The organism is Flavobacterium azizsancarii, assembly GCF_027980145.1.
Classification (GTDB): Bacteria; Bacteroidota; Bacteroidia; order Flavobacteriales; family Flavobacteriaceae; genus Flavobacterium; species Flavobacterium azizsancarii.
Genome location: NZ_JAMZNK010000074.1, coordinates 1 through 15,194 on the forward strand (window position 1 = coordinate 1; position 15,194 = coordinate 15,194).

Annotated in this window: 18 protein-coding genes; 11 read left to right on the forward strand and 7 right to left on the reverse strand. The window is 32.3% G+C overall.

Annotation, left to right across the window (positions count from 1 at the left end):
• Window positions 1-466: 466 nt before the first annotated feature.
• The 6 genes from NJT12_RS23845 (at window position 467) to NJT12_RS23870 (ending at window position 3,546) form a co-directional block, all read left to right on the forward strand.
• Window positions 467-763, forward strand: coding sequence for a hypothetical protein (locus NJT12_RS23845; protein ID WP_271338610.1), 297 nt, complete (start codon window positions 467-469; stop codon window positions 761-763).
• 52 nt (window positions 764-815) lie between these two features.
• Complete coding sequence (locus NJT12_RS23850; RefSeq protein WP_271338611.1) at window positions 816-1,112, forward strand: hypothetical protein; 297 nt, start codon at window positions 816-818, stop codon at window positions 1,110-1,112.
• 30 nt (window positions 1,113-1,142) lie between these two features.
• Window positions 1,143-1,436 (forward strand): hypothetical protein, encoded by a 294-nt coding sequence (locus NJT12_RS23855; protein WP_271338612.1) that lies wholly within the window; start codon window positions 1,143-1,145, stop codon window positions 1,434-1,436.
• Between the two features lie 28 nt (window positions 1,437-1,464).
• Entirely contained in the window at window positions 1,465-1,761 is a 297-nt protein-coding gene (locus NJT12_RS23860; protein WP_271338613.1) for a PepSY-like domain-containing protein, read from the forward strand.
• Between the two features lie 15 nt (window positions 1,762-1,776).
• Window positions 1,777-2,073, forward strand: a complete 297-nt coding sequence (locus tag NJT12_RS23865; RefSeq protein ID WP_271338614.1) for a PepSY-like domain-containing protein — start codon at window positions 1,777-1,779, stop codon at window positions 2,071-2,073.
• Between the two features lie 129 nt (window positions 2,074-2,202).
• Window positions 2,203-3,546, forward strand: coding sequence for a sigma-54-dependent transcriptional regulator (locus NJT12_RS23870; protein WP_271338615.1), 1,344 nt, complete (start codon window positions 2,203-2,205; stop codon window positions 3,544-3,546).
• Here the strand turns inward: NJT12_RS23870 and NJT12_RS23875 are convergent.
• Together NJT12_RS23875 and NJT12_RS23880 are read right to left on the reverse strand one after the other, a co-directional pair.
• The gene (locus tag NJT12_RS23875) at window positions 3,543-5,984 is read right to left on the reverse strand and encodes an ATP-binding protein (protein ID WP_271338616.1); all 2,442 of its coding nucleotides are present in this window, start codon (window positions 5,982-5,984) and stop codon (window positions 3,543-3,545) included. The genes NJT12_RS23870 and NJT12_RS23875 overlap by 4 nt on opposite strands.
• A 176-nt stretch (window positions 5,985-6,160) precedes the next feature.
• Complete coding sequence (locus NJT12_RS23880) at window positions 6,161-8,062, reverse strand: S9 family peptidase (protein ID WP_271338617.1); 1,902 nt, start codon at window positions 8,060-8,062, stop codon at window positions 6,161-6,163.
• 529 nt (window positions 8,063-8,591) lie between these two features.
• Between NJT12_RS23880 and mtgA the strand changes: the two genes are divergently transcribed.
• The 4 genes from mtgA (at window position 8,592) to NJT12_RS23900 (ending at window position 12,085) form a co-directional block, all read left to right on the forward strand.
• Window positions 8,592-9,389 (forward strand): monofunctional biosynthetic peptidoglycan transglycosylase, encoded by a 798-nt coding sequence (gene mtgA, locus NJT12_RS23885; protein ID WP_271338618.1) that lies wholly within the window; start codon window positions 8,592-8,594, stop codon window positions 9,387-9,389.
• Window positions 9,379-10,335: a lipid A deacylase LpxR family protein gene (locus NJT12_RS23890; RefSeq protein WP_271338619.1), complete on the forward strand. Its 957-nt coding sequence runs from the start codon at window positions 9,379-9,381 to the stop codon at window positions 10,333-10,335. Before mtgA ends, NJT12_RS23890 begins: the two co-directional genes overlap by 11 nt.
• A 630-nt stretch (window positions 10,336-10,965) precedes the next feature.
• On the forward strand, window positions 10,966-11,655 hold the full coding sequence (locus NJT12_RS23895) for a hypothetical protein (protein ID WP_271338620.1): 690 nt from the start codon (window positions 10,966-10,968) through the stop codon (window positions 11,653-11,655).
• Window positions 11,627-12,085 (forward strand): hypothetical protein, encoded by a 459-nt coding sequence (locus tag NJT12_RS23900; protein WP_271338621.1) that lies wholly within the window; start codon window positions 11,627-11,629, stop codon window positions 12,083-12,085. Before NJT12_RS23895 ends, NJT12_RS23900 begins: the two co-directional genes overlap by 29 nt.
• Before the next feature lie 586 nt (window positions 12,086-12,671).
• On the opposite strand, the gene NJT12_RS23905 is transcribed toward NJT12_RS23900, so the two are convergent.
• From NJT12_RS23905 to NJT12_RS23915, 3 genes are all read right to left on the reverse strand, one after another.
• On the reverse strand, window positions 12,672-13,025 hold the full coding sequence (locus NJT12_RS23905) for a hypothetical protein (RefSeq protein WP_271338622.1): 354 nt from the start codon (window positions 13,023-13,025) through the stop codon (window positions 12,672-12,674).
• Window positions 13,026-13,042: 17 nt separating this feature from the next.
• Window positions 13,043-13,450 (reverse strand): hypothetical protein, encoded by a 408-nt coding sequence (locus NJT12_RS23910; RefSeq protein WP_271338623.1) that lies wholly within the window; start codon window positions 13,448-13,450, stop codon window positions 13,043-13,045.
• A gap of 172 nt (window positions 13,451-13,622) precedes the next feature.
• Window positions 13,623-14,051 (reverse strand): hypothetical protein, encoded by a 429-nt coding sequence (locus NJT12_RS23915; protein ID WP_271338624.1) that lies wholly within the window; start codon window positions 14,049-14,051, stop codon window positions 13,623-13,625.
• A gap of 191 nt (window positions 14,052-14,242) precedes the next feature.
• On the opposite strand from NJT12_RS23915, the gene NJT12_RS23920 reads away from it, so the two are divergent.
• The gene (locus NJT12_RS23920) at window positions 14,243-14,419 is read left to right on the forward strand and encodes a hypothetical protein (protein WP_271338625.1); all 177 of its coding nucleotides are present in this window, start codon (window positions 14,243-14,245) and stop codon (window positions 14,417-14,419) included.
• A gap of 70 nt (window positions 14,420-14,489) precedes the next feature.
• On the opposite strand, the gene NJT12_RS23925 is transcribed toward NJT12_RS23920, so the two are convergent.
• Entirely contained in the window at window positions 14,490-14,897 is a 408-nt protein-coding gene (locus NJT12_RS23925) for a hypothetical protein (protein ID WP_271338626.1), read from the reverse strand.
• A 37-nt stretch (window positions 14,898-14,934) separates the two neighbouring features.
• Window positions 14,935-15,194 (reverse strand): hypothetical protein (locus tag NJT12_RS23930; RefSeq protein ID WP_271338627.1); only part of this gene is annotated, 260 nt, incomplete at its 5' end.

Here is a 15,194-nt window from a genome sequence, read left to right on the forward strand (position 1 = left end):
AGGTATCTATCTTAAAATGTATCGTAAATTAAGAACCGCCTTGGTACGGATCCGTATGCCGGGTGGTGTGGAAGGTCGCCTAGGGAATTAATCCCTAGGCTCCTATCCGATCAGGGTGATGGTGTATTTATTTTGAAAAGCAATGTCATCCTGAGCAAAGTCGAAAGCTTTCAGTTGAATCAGTCTTTTTGTGTTATAATTGATCTTGTTAAACCCGACAGATTTCTAAAACCTGTCGGGTACTTTTATTCAAGAAAACAACTAAGTAAACATTATTTGTGTATACTTTTTACACACCGTTTAGAGGAATTATACACTTTTTTGTAAATTAATTTTTTGGCACATTAGTGATAAAGTCTTTAAATATAGGGTTTTATGCAGGTATGGAGAGGATGTTTGAGTTGCGGCATAATAATTTCATTATCTAAAGCGTAAACAACTATTAAATAATTAAAATATACACATTATGAAAAATCTATTTTTATCAGCCGCAATTGTTTTAGGAAGTTTAACTTCATTCGCTTCAACTTCTCCTATTACAAATAATATCGTAAAAACGATTTCTATTGAAGATGAATACACAGAAATCAAATTAGAAGAATTGCCAGCAGCTATTTCAGAGTCTTTGAAAAAAGCATATCCTGATGCAGTAATTACTAAAGCATACAAAAACGAAAAAGCAGAATATAAACTTGATGTTACCGTTGGTGACAAAGTAGGGAATCTTTTTGCTAACGCAGATGGATCTTGGATTAAAAAATAATAAAAACTACTTAAAATCAATTAATTAACTTTACATTTAAAATATATATATTATGAAAAATCTATTTTTATCAGCCGCAATAGTTTTGGGAAGTTTAACTTCATTTGCTTCAACTTCTACAATTACAAATACAATCGTAAAAACAATTACAATTCAGGACGAGTACACTGAAATTAAAGTGGAAGAAGTACCAGCTGCAATTACAGATGCTCTTAAAAAAGCGTATCCGGATGCAGTACTTTCAAAAGCATACAAAAATGCTAAATCAGAGTATAAACTTGATGTTACCGTTGGTGACAAAGTAGGGTCTCTTTTTGCTAATGCAGATGGATCTTGGATCAAAAAATAATTTAGAAATTAAACTATAAAAACTATCACTATGAAAAAGTTAATCTTATCGGCAGCCATCCTATTAGGAGGTTTGTCAATGCAAGCAGGAAATGTAGCCGTGACAAGTTCAATGGTACAATCAGTAAATGTAAGTCAGGACGAATATAAAGAAGTTGATGCTGTTCCGGCAGCTATTAAAACAGCTTTAGACAATGCTTATCCAGGTGTGAAATTGGATAAAGCATATGTAAACGAGAAGAAAGAGTATAAAATAGAGATTACCGTAAGAGGTGAAAAATCTACTGTTTATACAGATGCTTCTGGTAACATTATTAAAAAGTAATTATAAGTAACCCATAAAAACTATTATTATGAAAAAGTTAATCTTATCAGCAGCAATCATTTTAGGAGGTTTGTCAGTTCAGGCAGCTAATCCTGTAGTAAAAACGTCAATGACCCAGTCAGTGACCGTTCAGGATGAATTTACTGAAATTGGTGCAGATGCCGTTCCGGCAGCTGTAAAATCTACAGTCGAAAAATCTTTTCCAAATACGAAACTTGAAAAAGCGTATAAAAACGAAAAGAATGAGTACAAGTTAGAGATCTCTAATGGTGACAAAAAGTATACTGTATTTACAGATGCTTCAGGAAACATCATTAAAAAATAATTTAAGGATAGCATTATGAAAAAGTTAATCGTATCAGCAATAATAGTATTAGGAAGTTTGTCTACTTACGCAAGTAATGAGACAAGTCCAACACAAACTAAGGCGGTTGTTTCTGCTCAGGCAGAATATACAGAAGTGAGTGCAGATGCTGTACCGGCTGCTATAAAAACCGCACTGCAAACTGCTTATCCGGGAGCAAAACTGGACAAGGCATTTGTGAATGAAAAAAAAGAGTATAAACTCGAAATATCGGTTGGTGACCAAAGGGCTACTGTTTTTTCAGATGTCAATGGCAACTGGTTGAAGATATAAATTAGGTGAATTTAGATTTATGTTTTTGGTGAAAAAGAGATTGCAATATGCAATCTCTTTTTTTTTGCATAATTTTGTGAAAAGACAATTTTAATAATCTTATTTTAGCAAAAAAGTCCCTAAAAACAAATGCCAAAGATATTACTGATAGAAGATGATATTTCGTTTTGTAAATTATTAGAGAAATTTCTAGTAAAAAAATCATACGATGTAACAATTGCTTTCTCTGCTGCGGAAGCGAGACTAGCAATCAAAAAAGAATCCTTCGATTTGATTTTGACAGATCTTCGTTTGCCAGATTCTGACGGTATTGGATTGATGACGGAAATTAAAGCATCATATCCTGAAGTGCCTGTTATACTTATGACAGGATATTCTGATGTAAATACTGCGGTTAAAGCTATTAAAAATGGTGCAGCAGATTATATCTCGAAACCTTTTAATCCGGATGAGGTTTTATTGGTTATTACAAATGCCTTAAAAACTTCAGAAATAGAAGAAGTTCCTGTAAAGGAAAAGAAATCTGTAAAGAAACAAACCAATACTGAAAACGAGTTTGTAAAAGGAATTTCTGTTGCTTCAAAAAAATTATTGGATCACATTCATTTGGTAAGTCCAACAGATATGTCGGTTTTGATTATTGGAGAAAGCGGAACAGGAAAAGAAATCATCGCTAAAAGTATTCATCAGCAAAGTTTGCGAAAGAATAATAATTTTATTGCCGTTGATTGCGGAGCTATTCCAAAGGAATTGGCTGCAAGTGAATTCTTCGGACATTTAAAAGGATCTTTTACCGGGGCAATCAATGACAAAATGGGGTATTTTGAAGCTGCTAACGGCGGAACTCTTTTTTTAGATGAAATTGGTAATCTTTCATACGAAAATCAAATACAGTTGTTAAGAGCGCTTCAGGAGCGAAAAATTAAACCAGTAGGGAGCAATAAAGAAATTAACGTCGATATCCGAATCATTACCGCTACAAACGAAGATTTACGTGAAGCAGTAAAAAACGGTGATTTCAGAGAAGATTTATACCATAGAATCAACGAATTCTCTATTCAGTCGCCATCGCTAAAAGACAGGGATGAAGATTTGATGGTTTTTGCAGATTATTTTCTGGAAAAAGCCAATGAACAGTTGAATAAAGATATTATAGGATTTTCGCCGGAAGTTGTTGCTATTTTTCAAAATTACAACTGGCCCGGAAATTTACGTGAATTGCAAAATTGTGTTAAACGTGCAACCCTTTTATCTCAGGGAGATTTTATCGAAAGCGAAGTTTTACCAGCTGAATTCTTCCAGATACAGAAACAACAAACCACAAACGGTAATTTTTCATTATCTGAAAATGAAAAAGAAGCCATTATTCATGCTTTGTCAAAAGCACAGAACAATAAATCTGAGGCTGCAAAATTGCTTAAAATTACCCGTAAAACACTTTATAATAAATTAAAGCAATACAATATAGATTAAGCTATTTCTTTATTTAAAGCTGTAAAAAGTAAGTCTGTTTTTGATTTCAACACTTTAAAAAGATCATTTAGATCAGAAGTTTCAAGGTTTTTATTTTCTAAAACTTTTAAAATTTCGCCAATTTCACGCGCCTGGATTTGTTTGAACATAGGTGCGATTCTGTGAGCAATAGAGTTTATTTCGGTTATATTTTTTTCTGCAATTGCGACTTCTAATAAACTTAAGTTCTCACTGCTGCTTTCTATAAATGATTTCAAAACTTCTCGTAATGCCTTTTCGTCATTGCCTAAAAACTCGTTTAAAGTTTCGACTGAATACAGTTTAGAACTGGTTTTTTCTTCTCCTTTATTAATGCTGACATTGGGTAATGTATCATTTTCTAAAATAAGATGAATTGTTTCTAACAGTATTTTTGGCGAATATGGTTTTTGTATTACAGTTGTAAAACCGGCCTCGCTGTAAACAGCAGGATCCAGATCTGTTCTTCCGGTTAATGCAATTATAGGTTGGTTTTTATAGGTCGAATATCCCGAAGTTTTTAATTTTTTCAGGAACATAAAACCATCCATTTCCGGCATTTGGATATCAGTGATCACAAAATCAAAATTGGTGTTCTGGATCGCTTCCAATGCTTTTGCAGCACTGCTAAAAGACAATACCTGATGTTGTTCTTGTCGTAAAACGCCGCTCGTTAAATTTAGAAGATTAATGTCATCGTCTAAGACAATAAACGTTTGTTTTCTGGTATTTTGAATAACAGGTTTCTTAATCTCAGGAATTGAGTTCTGACTATTGTCAAACTGCAGGGGAAGCTGAACTTCAAAAGTACTTCCTTTTCCAAAAGTGCTTTCCAGTTTTAAATCTCCTCCTAAAATAGCTATGATTTTTTGACAGATCGACAATCCTAAACCAGTCCCGCCATATTTTTTCTCAATGTTTTCATTCGCTTGTGCAAATTCCTCAAAAACTAATTTCTGGTTTCCTTTCTCGATTCCAATTCCTGAATCCTGAATTCTAATGACAAATTTTTCGTCATGATCCGTTGTGTAAGCGCTGATTTTTATAAAACCTTCCTCAGTAAATTTATAGGCATTTCCTATTAGATTGCTCAGGATTTGTTTTAGTCTGAATGGATCTCCAACAATTCTTGTATTGAGTTTTTCATCAACATTAATAATAAGGTCAATGTCTTTTTGTTTGTAGACGGTCTGAATGCTTTTAGCTACTTCGTCGATAACATCAGGTAATAAAAACGGAACCTTTTCAATGCTGATTTTTCCGGCTTCAATTTTAGAAAAGTCCAATAAATCCTGAACTAATTGTGTAATATATTCAGATGAATTTTTGATGTTTTTAATAAAATACGATTGTTTTGTATTGACATCTGAGTTTCCTAAAAGTTCAGAATACCCCACAATAGTACTCAAAGGAGTTTTTAAATCGTGACTAACGGTCGAGATGAGTTGTTCACGGCTTTTAAGTAAGTTCTTCGTTTTAAAATTCGCAATCTCAAGCTGTTTTTTATACAATTGAGATTTAGAGTAATCGCTCACAATCAAAAACGAAAAGAATAAGGTTAATACCAGACCAATAATAGCCGAAACGGTTACAATCTCGTTGACTTTTTTAAGGGATTTTTCTTTTAATGAGTTGTTCTTTATGGAGTTAATGATGATTTCTCGTTCGATAATGCGCAGTACTTTTCGAAGTTGGTCCGAAATTGCAATTTCATTTTTCAGCAATTTGTTTTCTTCAAAATTCAGCGATTCTTTTTTCTTTTCGGTCTTTATTTTTACATTGCTCAGCAGTTTTTTAGAATTGGCCAAAATTGAGTCAGAGGCTTGTTTGCTCAGCGTATTGGTGCTGTCGTCGGGAATGTTTTGATTGAGGTAATCAACATATTTTTGCAATACATTACGTTGGTAGGTTCCTAATTGATTTGGGTTTTTGTTGAAATCCTGAAGTTCTAATTTTCGGAGTTTGAACTCCATTTTAGTAATTTCATCAATAGCAGTATTGACCGAAACTTCGTCTTCGGCTTTATTTTTTATGGTTTTTAATTGTTGAATATTTTTTGTTTTTTCAGACAATAGATAAGTTACACTATCCAGTAATGTCTTTTGATATTGGGTAGTAACAATTTTTTTTAAAGTATCGATTCTGTTTTTTAGAGAATCCGTTTCTATAATGTAATTTCTAAAGTCTTCCTCAGAGTTGGTCTGGATTGTTTTCCTTGCTAAGCTTTCTGTTTTGTATACATTCGAAAATAGTTTACTAACCCTAAGAATCTTCGTTTTTTCAAACGCAATTTTATCTTCTAATTTATTATAAACTACATTTTCAGAATATAAAAACCATCCAACAGTAACAACCAAAGCCAGTAAAGCAACATAACTGAATAAAACTTTAAGTGCTGTGTAACTTTTTTTGCTCTCCATAGATTGTTGTTGTGGGATTGGGACGTTTTGTGATGGGAAATTGCTGCAATTTATTCAAAATTTCTCTCTTAGAAATACAAATTAATGCTAATCTTTTACATAATTAAAAGGTTAAAAAAACAAAATAGCCGTAGATTATATAAAATCTACGGCTATTGCATGTTTGTATGAAATGATTAAAGCGTCTCGTCTAACCATTTAAAAAATTCACCTTGCCAAACCTGAGCGTTTTGAGGATGTAAAACCCAGTGATTTTCGTCAGGGAAGTACACAAATCTAGATTTGATTCCTCTTAATTGTGCAGCCTGAAAAGCTTCTTGTCCTTGCCCGATTGGTACACGGAAATCTTTTCCTCCCTGGAAAATCAAAATTGGTTTATTCCAGTTTTGAACTAAAGTTGCAGGGTTAAAAACAGTATATGCTTTTTGAGCTACAGCATTATCTTTTTCCCAGTAAGGACCACCAAAATCCCAGTTGTTAAAGAAAACTTCCTCAGTAGTTCCTAACATACTTACCGTATTGAACACTCCATCGTGCGCGATAAAAGTTTTGAAACGGTTTTTGTGAATTCCAGCTAAATAAAATACTGAATATCCTCCGTAGCTTGCACCAATACAACCCAAACGCGATTTGTCTACATATTTTTCTTTAGAAACATCATCGATTGCAGAAAGGTAATCGTCCATAACCTGTCCGCCCCAGTCTTTACTAATTTGTTCGTTCCATTCAACACCATGTCCCGGCATTCCGCGACGGTTTGGTGCAACAACTACATAACCTTTAGCAGCCATTAATTGAAAATTCCAACGGAAAGAATACGATTGTGTCAACGGAGATTGAGGTCCTCCCTGACAGAATAATAAAGTTGGATATTTTTTAGAAGCATCAAAATTTGGAGGTAAAATTACCCAAACCAACATTTTTTTACCATCAGTAGTCGTAACGTAACGTTTCTCTGTTTTGCTAAGTGCTAATGTTTTATATGTTTCTGTGTTAACATTGGTTAATTGTTTCCAGGTGTTTTTCTTTAAGTTAAAAGAATAAATTTCCGGAGCGTGGTTCATATCGTTTCTTGTTACGATAATATCATCGCCTGCAAGACCAACTAAATCATTTACATCAAAATCTCCATTTGTCAACTGACGAACAGTAATCGCAATTCTGGTTAATCCCGGGAAGTTTACAGTAAATAATTGTTTTGTACCATCGACAGCGGCTACAAAAAATACGTTTTTACCATCTTTACTCCAGATGAAATTATCAACCGTTCCGTCCCAATTTGCCGTTAAGTTTGTTTTGATTCCTTTAAACTCGACAATAATATCGTTTTTATCCGCTTCATAACCGTCGCGTTTCATTTGTAACCAGGTCAAATTTCCTGTTGGAGAAAATTGAGGTGCCATATCGTAACCTAAATTCTCTTCAGTTCTATTGATCGTTTTCTGAGTATCTAAATTGTACTCGTAGATATCGGTATTGGTAGAAATTGCATATTGCGTTCCTGCTTTTTTCTTGCATACATACAAAATGCTTTTTCCGTCAGGAGACCAGATATAATCTTCGTCGCCACCAAAAGGTTTTTGAGGAGAATCAAAGTTTTCGCCTTTCAGGATGTCAATTCCTTTTGCACCGTCTTTGTTTTCTTTATAAAAAACGTGGTTAAATTTACCTTCGTTCCAGGTGTCCCAATGACGATAATCTAAACCATCATAAATTTGAGCATCTGATTTGTCCAGTTTTGGATAAAAATCTTTACCTAAAACCTTGTCGATTTTTACTTCTTCGTTGTAAACTAAAAATTTTCCATCAGGAGAAACATTTTTATCAGCTATAACCTCTTTTGTGTCTTTGATTTCAGTTGCATTTCCGCCATTTACAGGGATAATGTAAAATTTAGAAGACGATTTGTTTTCTTCGATAGAAGGAGTCGAAACCTTAAAAACAACATTCTTCGCATCTTTTGAAAGTCCAAGAGCACTCACTCTTCCTAATTTCCATAACAATTCCGGAGACATTACATTCTGTCCGATAGCGTTTAAACTCATCATTATTAAGGTTGTAAATAATACTTTTTTCATAATAAAATTCTAATATTCGTGAGGCTAAAAGTACAAATATATTTTAGCAGTAAATGTTAAAAAGTATTAAACCATATAAGTAATATAAGTTCATTTTAAGGTTTGCTTTTTACTATTACGGGATTAAGTCATATTAATAAGTAATGCTTGATTTTTCTTAATCTCTATAACGCTTAATTTAAAAATAAAATGTTTTAAAAGTTGTTTTTATACGTGACAAGAAAACTTTTAAATGAACTTATATTACTTATATGGTGAACCAAAAAGCAGTATTTTTATAAAAATTTGACCGCAGAATTTGTCCTGACGAAAATTGTAGAAAATAAATTGTAAGATTTACTTAAAAATGTAATTTTACCGAATCAGGATTTCCGGATTGCTCCTCGTTGGAGCGGAATCTTTGAAATAGGAAATAGTAAAATCCTGTTGCTGTTCAACTGTTTGAAAACGTGTTTTGTAGAATACGTTTGAGCGGAATTAATATAGTAACCTGAAATATAATAAAAACAGAATTAGCAGATTTAATATAATGGGAGTAACCAAAAGACCGATACCAAAACCGGCAGCAAAACCAGCGCCAAAATCAACGGTTAACAAACCGAAATCTAAAACAACATCCAAAAAAGGCAATCGCTCTTTTGGCGAAAAAGTAAAATGGTTTTTTATTAAATTATGTTTGTGGTTCTTCGGGATTTCAATTGCGTCTGTTGTATTCTTCAAATATATTCCGGTACCTTTTACACCGTTAATGATAATTCGTGCTATCGAAAATAAATTAGATGGCAAGGAAGTTTTCTTTGATCACGATTGGGAGCCAATCGAGAAAATCTCAATGAATTTACAAAAAGCAGTTATTGCCAGTGAAGATGGAACTTTTTTAAAGCATAACGGTTTCGATTTTAAAGCTCTTCAGAAAGCCTATAAAAGCAATGAACGCGGACGTCGAATTCGTGGTGGAAGTACAATCTCGCAGCAAACTGCGAAAAACGTGTTTTTATGGCAAGGCAAAAGTTATCTCCGTAAAGGCTTAGAAGCTTATTTTACGGTTTTAATTGAACTAATCTGGGGTAAAGAACGTATCATGGAAGTTTATCTGAATAGTATAGAAATGGGAGATGGTGTTTATGGAGCTTATGCCGCAACAGAACATTGGTACCGTCGTGATGCATCAAGTTTAACGCCTATGCAGGCTGCTGGAATTGCAGCAATTTTACCCAACCCAAGAAAGTTTAAGGCAACAGGATCTTCAAGTTATATCAACAGAAGAAAAGAAAGAATTGTTCGTGAAATGCGTTCTGTTGGAAAAATAAATTACCATGCGAAATAAAAAATCTTTTATTGCGCTTCTGGCATTGACATCGGCTTTGTCTTTTGGACAGGCGAAAACTGCCGAAATTGGTTTAATTACGGATAATGACTTATATACATCATCTAAAAATGATATGTATTATACGAACGGTATAGAGCTATTTTATCGTTTTTTATCGAAGAATGAGAATCCGAAAATCAATAAAAAAATTACTGAATTTCGTATCGGGCAATATATTTATAATCCGAGATTTATTAATGAAGCGGCGGTAACTATAAATGATCGCCCTTTTACCGGTTATCTTTTTGCCGAAGCCGGAAGAAGCTTTTTTTACCAAAGTGAAGCTGTCCTGAAAACTGATTTTCAGTTGGGCTTCATGGGACCAAATGCGCTAGGGAAAGAAACTCAGGAAAGTTTTCATCATATTATTGGGTATAAAGAAGTTTTTGGTTGGGAAAACCAATTACATAATGCTTTTGCTGTTCAGGCACATGTAATGTATTCGAAGAAAATGTTTCCAACCAAACACAATGATTTTATCGATCTTCATTTTCAGTCCGAAGCTAATCTGGGAACCATCTTTGACGGGGTTTCTACAGGATTCCTGACCCGAATAGGTTTTAAGAAATTACTCCCAATTTATGATTCGAATTTGCACGACGCTTCGATAAGTTCTCAGCCGCAATACAATATCAGGGAATTTTATTTTTATGCGATGCCCAGTGTCAACTATCAGTTTTATGATGCGACGATTCAGGGAAGCATGTTTAGCAATACAAGTCCGCTTACTTTCGAGCTTGAGCCGCTTCGTTTTAATGCTGAGTTTGGTTTAAAGTATCGTCACAACAACTTCAATATGTCGTATTCCTTTATATATAGAGGACGAGAACTAAAAGATCCGGAGACGAATACCAATTCAGGTTATTTTTTTGGATCGATTAGGTTTGGGTATTTATTGAATTAGGTTTGCTACGAAAGTTCTAAGGCGCAAAAATTTTGTGTCTTGAAATTATAAAAACATTTAATGAATTGAATATGTCGGATTATTTCTTTGAGTTTGCTTTTTTATTCGTTATTTGTTTTATATCCTACAAAGTAGGGTCGCATTTAGTATCTGATTTTGTTACGGGTTTTATTTTACTGATGTTTTTTACAAACTTTTATTTTCAGGGAGATTTAAGATCCAAAGGAGAAATTCCAATATATTTCTTTAATCTGTTTCTGTACGTTATCTTATTCATTTCATCACTATTTATCTATTTTGATAAAGACAACGAAAAAAGAATGTATTATGTATTCACAATTTTAATGTACATTTTTGTATTAGTATTAGAGGCTTCAGTCATAAGATATAATGAAGCTTTTGGCGCTATATATATTCCCATTGCGTTAGCGTTTTTTCCGTTGTATTTTTTAAAATATTATAAGAAGTATATAAAAGGGGAGGAAAATCTTCAATAGATTAAAATTCTTTATTTTTTTATGGAACGAATTGCAAATATCATTATCGAATTGATTGAAAGCTAAGTACAGCATTCTTTGGCTTGAAATTTGATTTTTCATATGCCCATTACTCAATAATGTCAAATCAAATATGATAAAAAATTTAAATAGATTAGCACATCCTGTTTTTCTTATTTCGTTATTGATTCTTCTTTTAGATGACTTGTTCTTAAAAACGGTCTTTCATAATTATCTCACCGGAAAGTTATCTGATTTTGCAGGGTTAGTTGTTTTTCCTTTTTTCTGGAGTGTTCTTTTTCCTAAAAGAATCAAAGAAATTCATATTGCTACTGTTTTATTTTTTTGTTTCTGGAAAAGTCATTTTTCAGAAAGTTTTGTAGATCTATTTGGTTTCTACCGTATCGTCGATTTTTCAGATACTATAGCTTTAGTTAGTGTTCTTGTTTCTTTTCAGTTATTAAAGAAAGATCCAATTGTATATAAAGTTCAGCCAGTCTTTCTGAAATTTATTTTTCTTCTTTCTTCTTTCTCTTTTATTGCTACTACAAGGGAACCTGAGCCTTATAAATTTGAAAATGGGTTTTTATATCTGAATTTGAAAAATGACTCTGATCAAAAAATAGTGATTGATATAGATTGTAAATTTTCTGAAGAAGAAATTACTTTTTATAAAAATCAGGAAATTAAAACTGCTTTAACGAGTCACAAAAAATTTATTAGTGAACACGAAGAAGAATATAAATTGGTTTATGATCCATTAGATTCAGTACGAATTGTAAAAGAAATAAGTGATGAATGGCAATTGCGAAAAAAAAAATAATGTTACAGATCCGCTTGTGTTAGATAAAGGAACTGAACAATATGTTGTATTGCCTTTACACTCTAATGATACATTGGTAGGTTTTCCTAAAGATTTTAAAATTGCAATTTTAGATACTGATTGGAAGCCACTAAAAATCTATGACAAAAAAGCATTTTTTAGTACAATACAAAACAAAGGATTAAATGAATTCTCCAGAAGAGATGCGTTCAATCTAACTTTTGGAAAGAAAAAAGAACCTTTAAATATTGCTGACGCATACGGTAAATGGGAATCTCGTGGGAAAGGCGATTTTAGTAAAATGGAAATCAATTCTGATTATTTTGTAGACGATAGCAATGGCAAAGTTTACGACTGTAATTATACAAACGATTCTCTTTGGGTACATTATTCTCGTTATAAATGGTATTTGGCAAAAATAAAAAAGTAACAAAAGACCGTCTTGTAATTTCCTGGGACAACAAGCCAGATCGTGTTTATACAAAGTCAAAGAAACCTACTGTTTTGGGTAGATAATTTTCTGGAAGATCGATTAAGTTTGGGTAGTGAAAACGTGTTTTTCTTTGTGGGCAAGGATTGTAAATTCGCACTATCACATCTTTTTATTTTCTTTTGTGTTTTACTATATAACTGTCTACAACTACAAAAGTTAGTTTCGGGTTTACATATATTTCAGGGCAGCGGTCGTACTTCGTCCAGCTTGCCCAAATGGTTTTATATTTCAAAAGTATTTAAAATTCTTTTACAAAATAATTTTTGGTAAAAAACGGGTTTGTTTGTGTACGTTACTATTTTGTATTGTTTTGGCGTAAACAAAAATACAATTTTTCATATAAATAATTTAGCTAAAAAGTTTTTGTAAAAACTAAAACTTCTAATCTACCTCCGATGGAAGCGGTATCTTTTTTACTGCTTCTTTTAGCAGGAAAAAGATAGAGATGAAAGCGGGACAATTGGTCTTTTTTAAAAGGGAATTCTGCTCCTGAAAATTAAAAATAATAAGATAATATGTTTCGTTATTTTGAAATTACAATTAAAAAATAAACAAATGATGCCATTAATAATACCAAACCTATAATTAGCAATACATCATCTTCTATAGTATTTGCGTCTTTTTTTGCCAAATAATAACGATGAAAGAGCAAACCAATTTCATAACAAAATAAAAATACTGCCAAGGATAACAAACCGTATGCTTTTGCTAATCCGCCACTTCCTGTAAATGCGCCTTCATGACCAAACCAGCCAACAATCAGGATTAGGGGAATAATTAATAATACTGATTTTATCATGATTGGGCTGCCTTTCCAGAACAGCAATATAATCAATGCGATTATGGGTATGAGTAACCAACGGAGTAATAGTGTCATGTTGTTTGGTCTTTAGTTCAATTCAATTTTACTGCCAAAATATTTCCTGTGTTTTTGTCGAAAGTTATGGTTTTATTTGCCCCGCCGTAAAATAAGGTAAGGGTTAAAGTACTGTCAGTTTCGTGATTAAAAATGATATCTTTTGCGTAGCTAACTTTTACATTTCTTCTATCATCCATAAGTTGATAATCGGTACTTGTAATTACTCTTTTTTCAAAAAGACCATGTTTTTCTATTACTTCAAGCCATGGTTGTGTCATTACACTATAACCAACAGTCTGAGCCCGATATTTTTTATTTAAGTCTTTATCTGTGATTAATCCTAATGGAGTTGTGGCAAATAATAATGCGAAAAAAGGGATCATCATTGGCAAAATGCTAGCGATTAGAGCTAATAACATTCCTGCCAGAAGCAGTTTTGCCATTATTTTTTTCCAAAATAGTACAATTACTGCAAAAGTTGTAACAATCCAAAACCAAAATAAAGCAACATCGCTATAATAACCCCTTAAACTAATAAATTGATAGTAATACAGCAAACAATCTATAATGAGAAGTGAGCTTAGTATTAAATATACTCTTAGCAGGATGGGTTTTCTATTTGGATTCACGGTTTTTTAAGATATAATTTAAAGCAAACAAAGTAGGAATAGATAAAACTAAAATTGGCAGAATAGAAACCGAAACAGTATAAAAAAGTTCTTCTTTAAAAGTATATGTGCTCCAGGATGATTCCCTATCTACAAAAACGGTGTAATTCCAGAAAAACCATGTTGAAATTAAAAGAACGAATTGGCTGGTAAATTTTAGATAAATGTTTTGAATAAGGTAAAGCAAAAGAAATAAAAATATTAAGAAAACAGTTGTAAATAATGACATAAGATAAGCATCATCAAAAAATGAAGCGTCAGGATTGCCGCTTGATATCCTTTGTGAAAATTGTCCTACAGACCAATAAATTTGTAAAATAGTAGTGATGAAAATTAATAAACCAATGGAGAGGCTTCTCTTTAAATTTTTAATCATTTGTTTTTTGGAATAGTCTTTTAGAAGTTTTAAATATAAAAAAGATTTCTGACAAAAAATAAATACTCTTATCTGGCCGCGACACGAATTGTCTCTTTTTTTTGCTTATTGTTTTTTATAGTGTTCATTTTTAACGTTTTGGTAATATTTTGAATACTCAAAAAGCTTATATTTAGTTAAAATTAAAGACTATGGAAATCAATTGGGTTATAATAGGAGTTTTAGTTGTGGTAGTAATTTTTTTGATTGCATTTATTACAAAAAAGAACCAGAAAGAGAAAAAGAAACTTACGGATTTATTGAATAACGATTTTAAAAAACCGGAAGAGGATGAAATAGATTTCGAGGATTCTGCTAATGAAAAGTAAGGATTGAGATAAAAATAAAAACCCTTGCAGGATTGCATCTGCAAGGGTTTTTACTTTAGAATAGAAAGGATTAATTTTTAGTAAATGTTCCTGTAAACAAGCCACTTATGTCAATCATTCTTTCGGATACCTGAATGATATTAAACCTCATTCGGTAATCATTGTCGTAATTATATTTTAAGCTGTAATAATTCGCATAGGCAGTTTCCTGAATATTGGGGTTTACAAAACTCTTCTCATAATACGCAATTTCTTCATTAGCAGAATTAATGGGATTTCCATATTCACTGAAAATTAGATTATTTCGTGTAAATGTTATTTTATCACCCTGAATATTTGTCCAGGTTCCCCATAACCAAGCAGGGGGATCAAAATACATATAATTATCATCATTAAATATATCTTGCTCATAATTTGTATCATCTTTTGAACAAGAAGTAATGAGGATCAAAGCAAATAATAAAATTAGTTTTTTCATGGCTTATTTATTTTAAACAAATAAATGAAGAGAAAGGCTATAAAGTAGACCCTATAAGTTTTGATTGTAATACTTTAAGACAACTTACAGGAATAATAGAGATATATAAGAAAACAAAACCCAATGAAGATGAAATAGATTTTGAGAATTCTGGAAATGAAAAGTAATTAACGGGATAAAAAAAAGGAGGTTGTCTGAAAAGACGACCTCTTTCTTTTATTATACTAGTAGATTTACAGAGTGTTTCTTGAAAAATGTAAATTTGGGCTAAAATGGGGTCTTCTATAAACTTTTCTA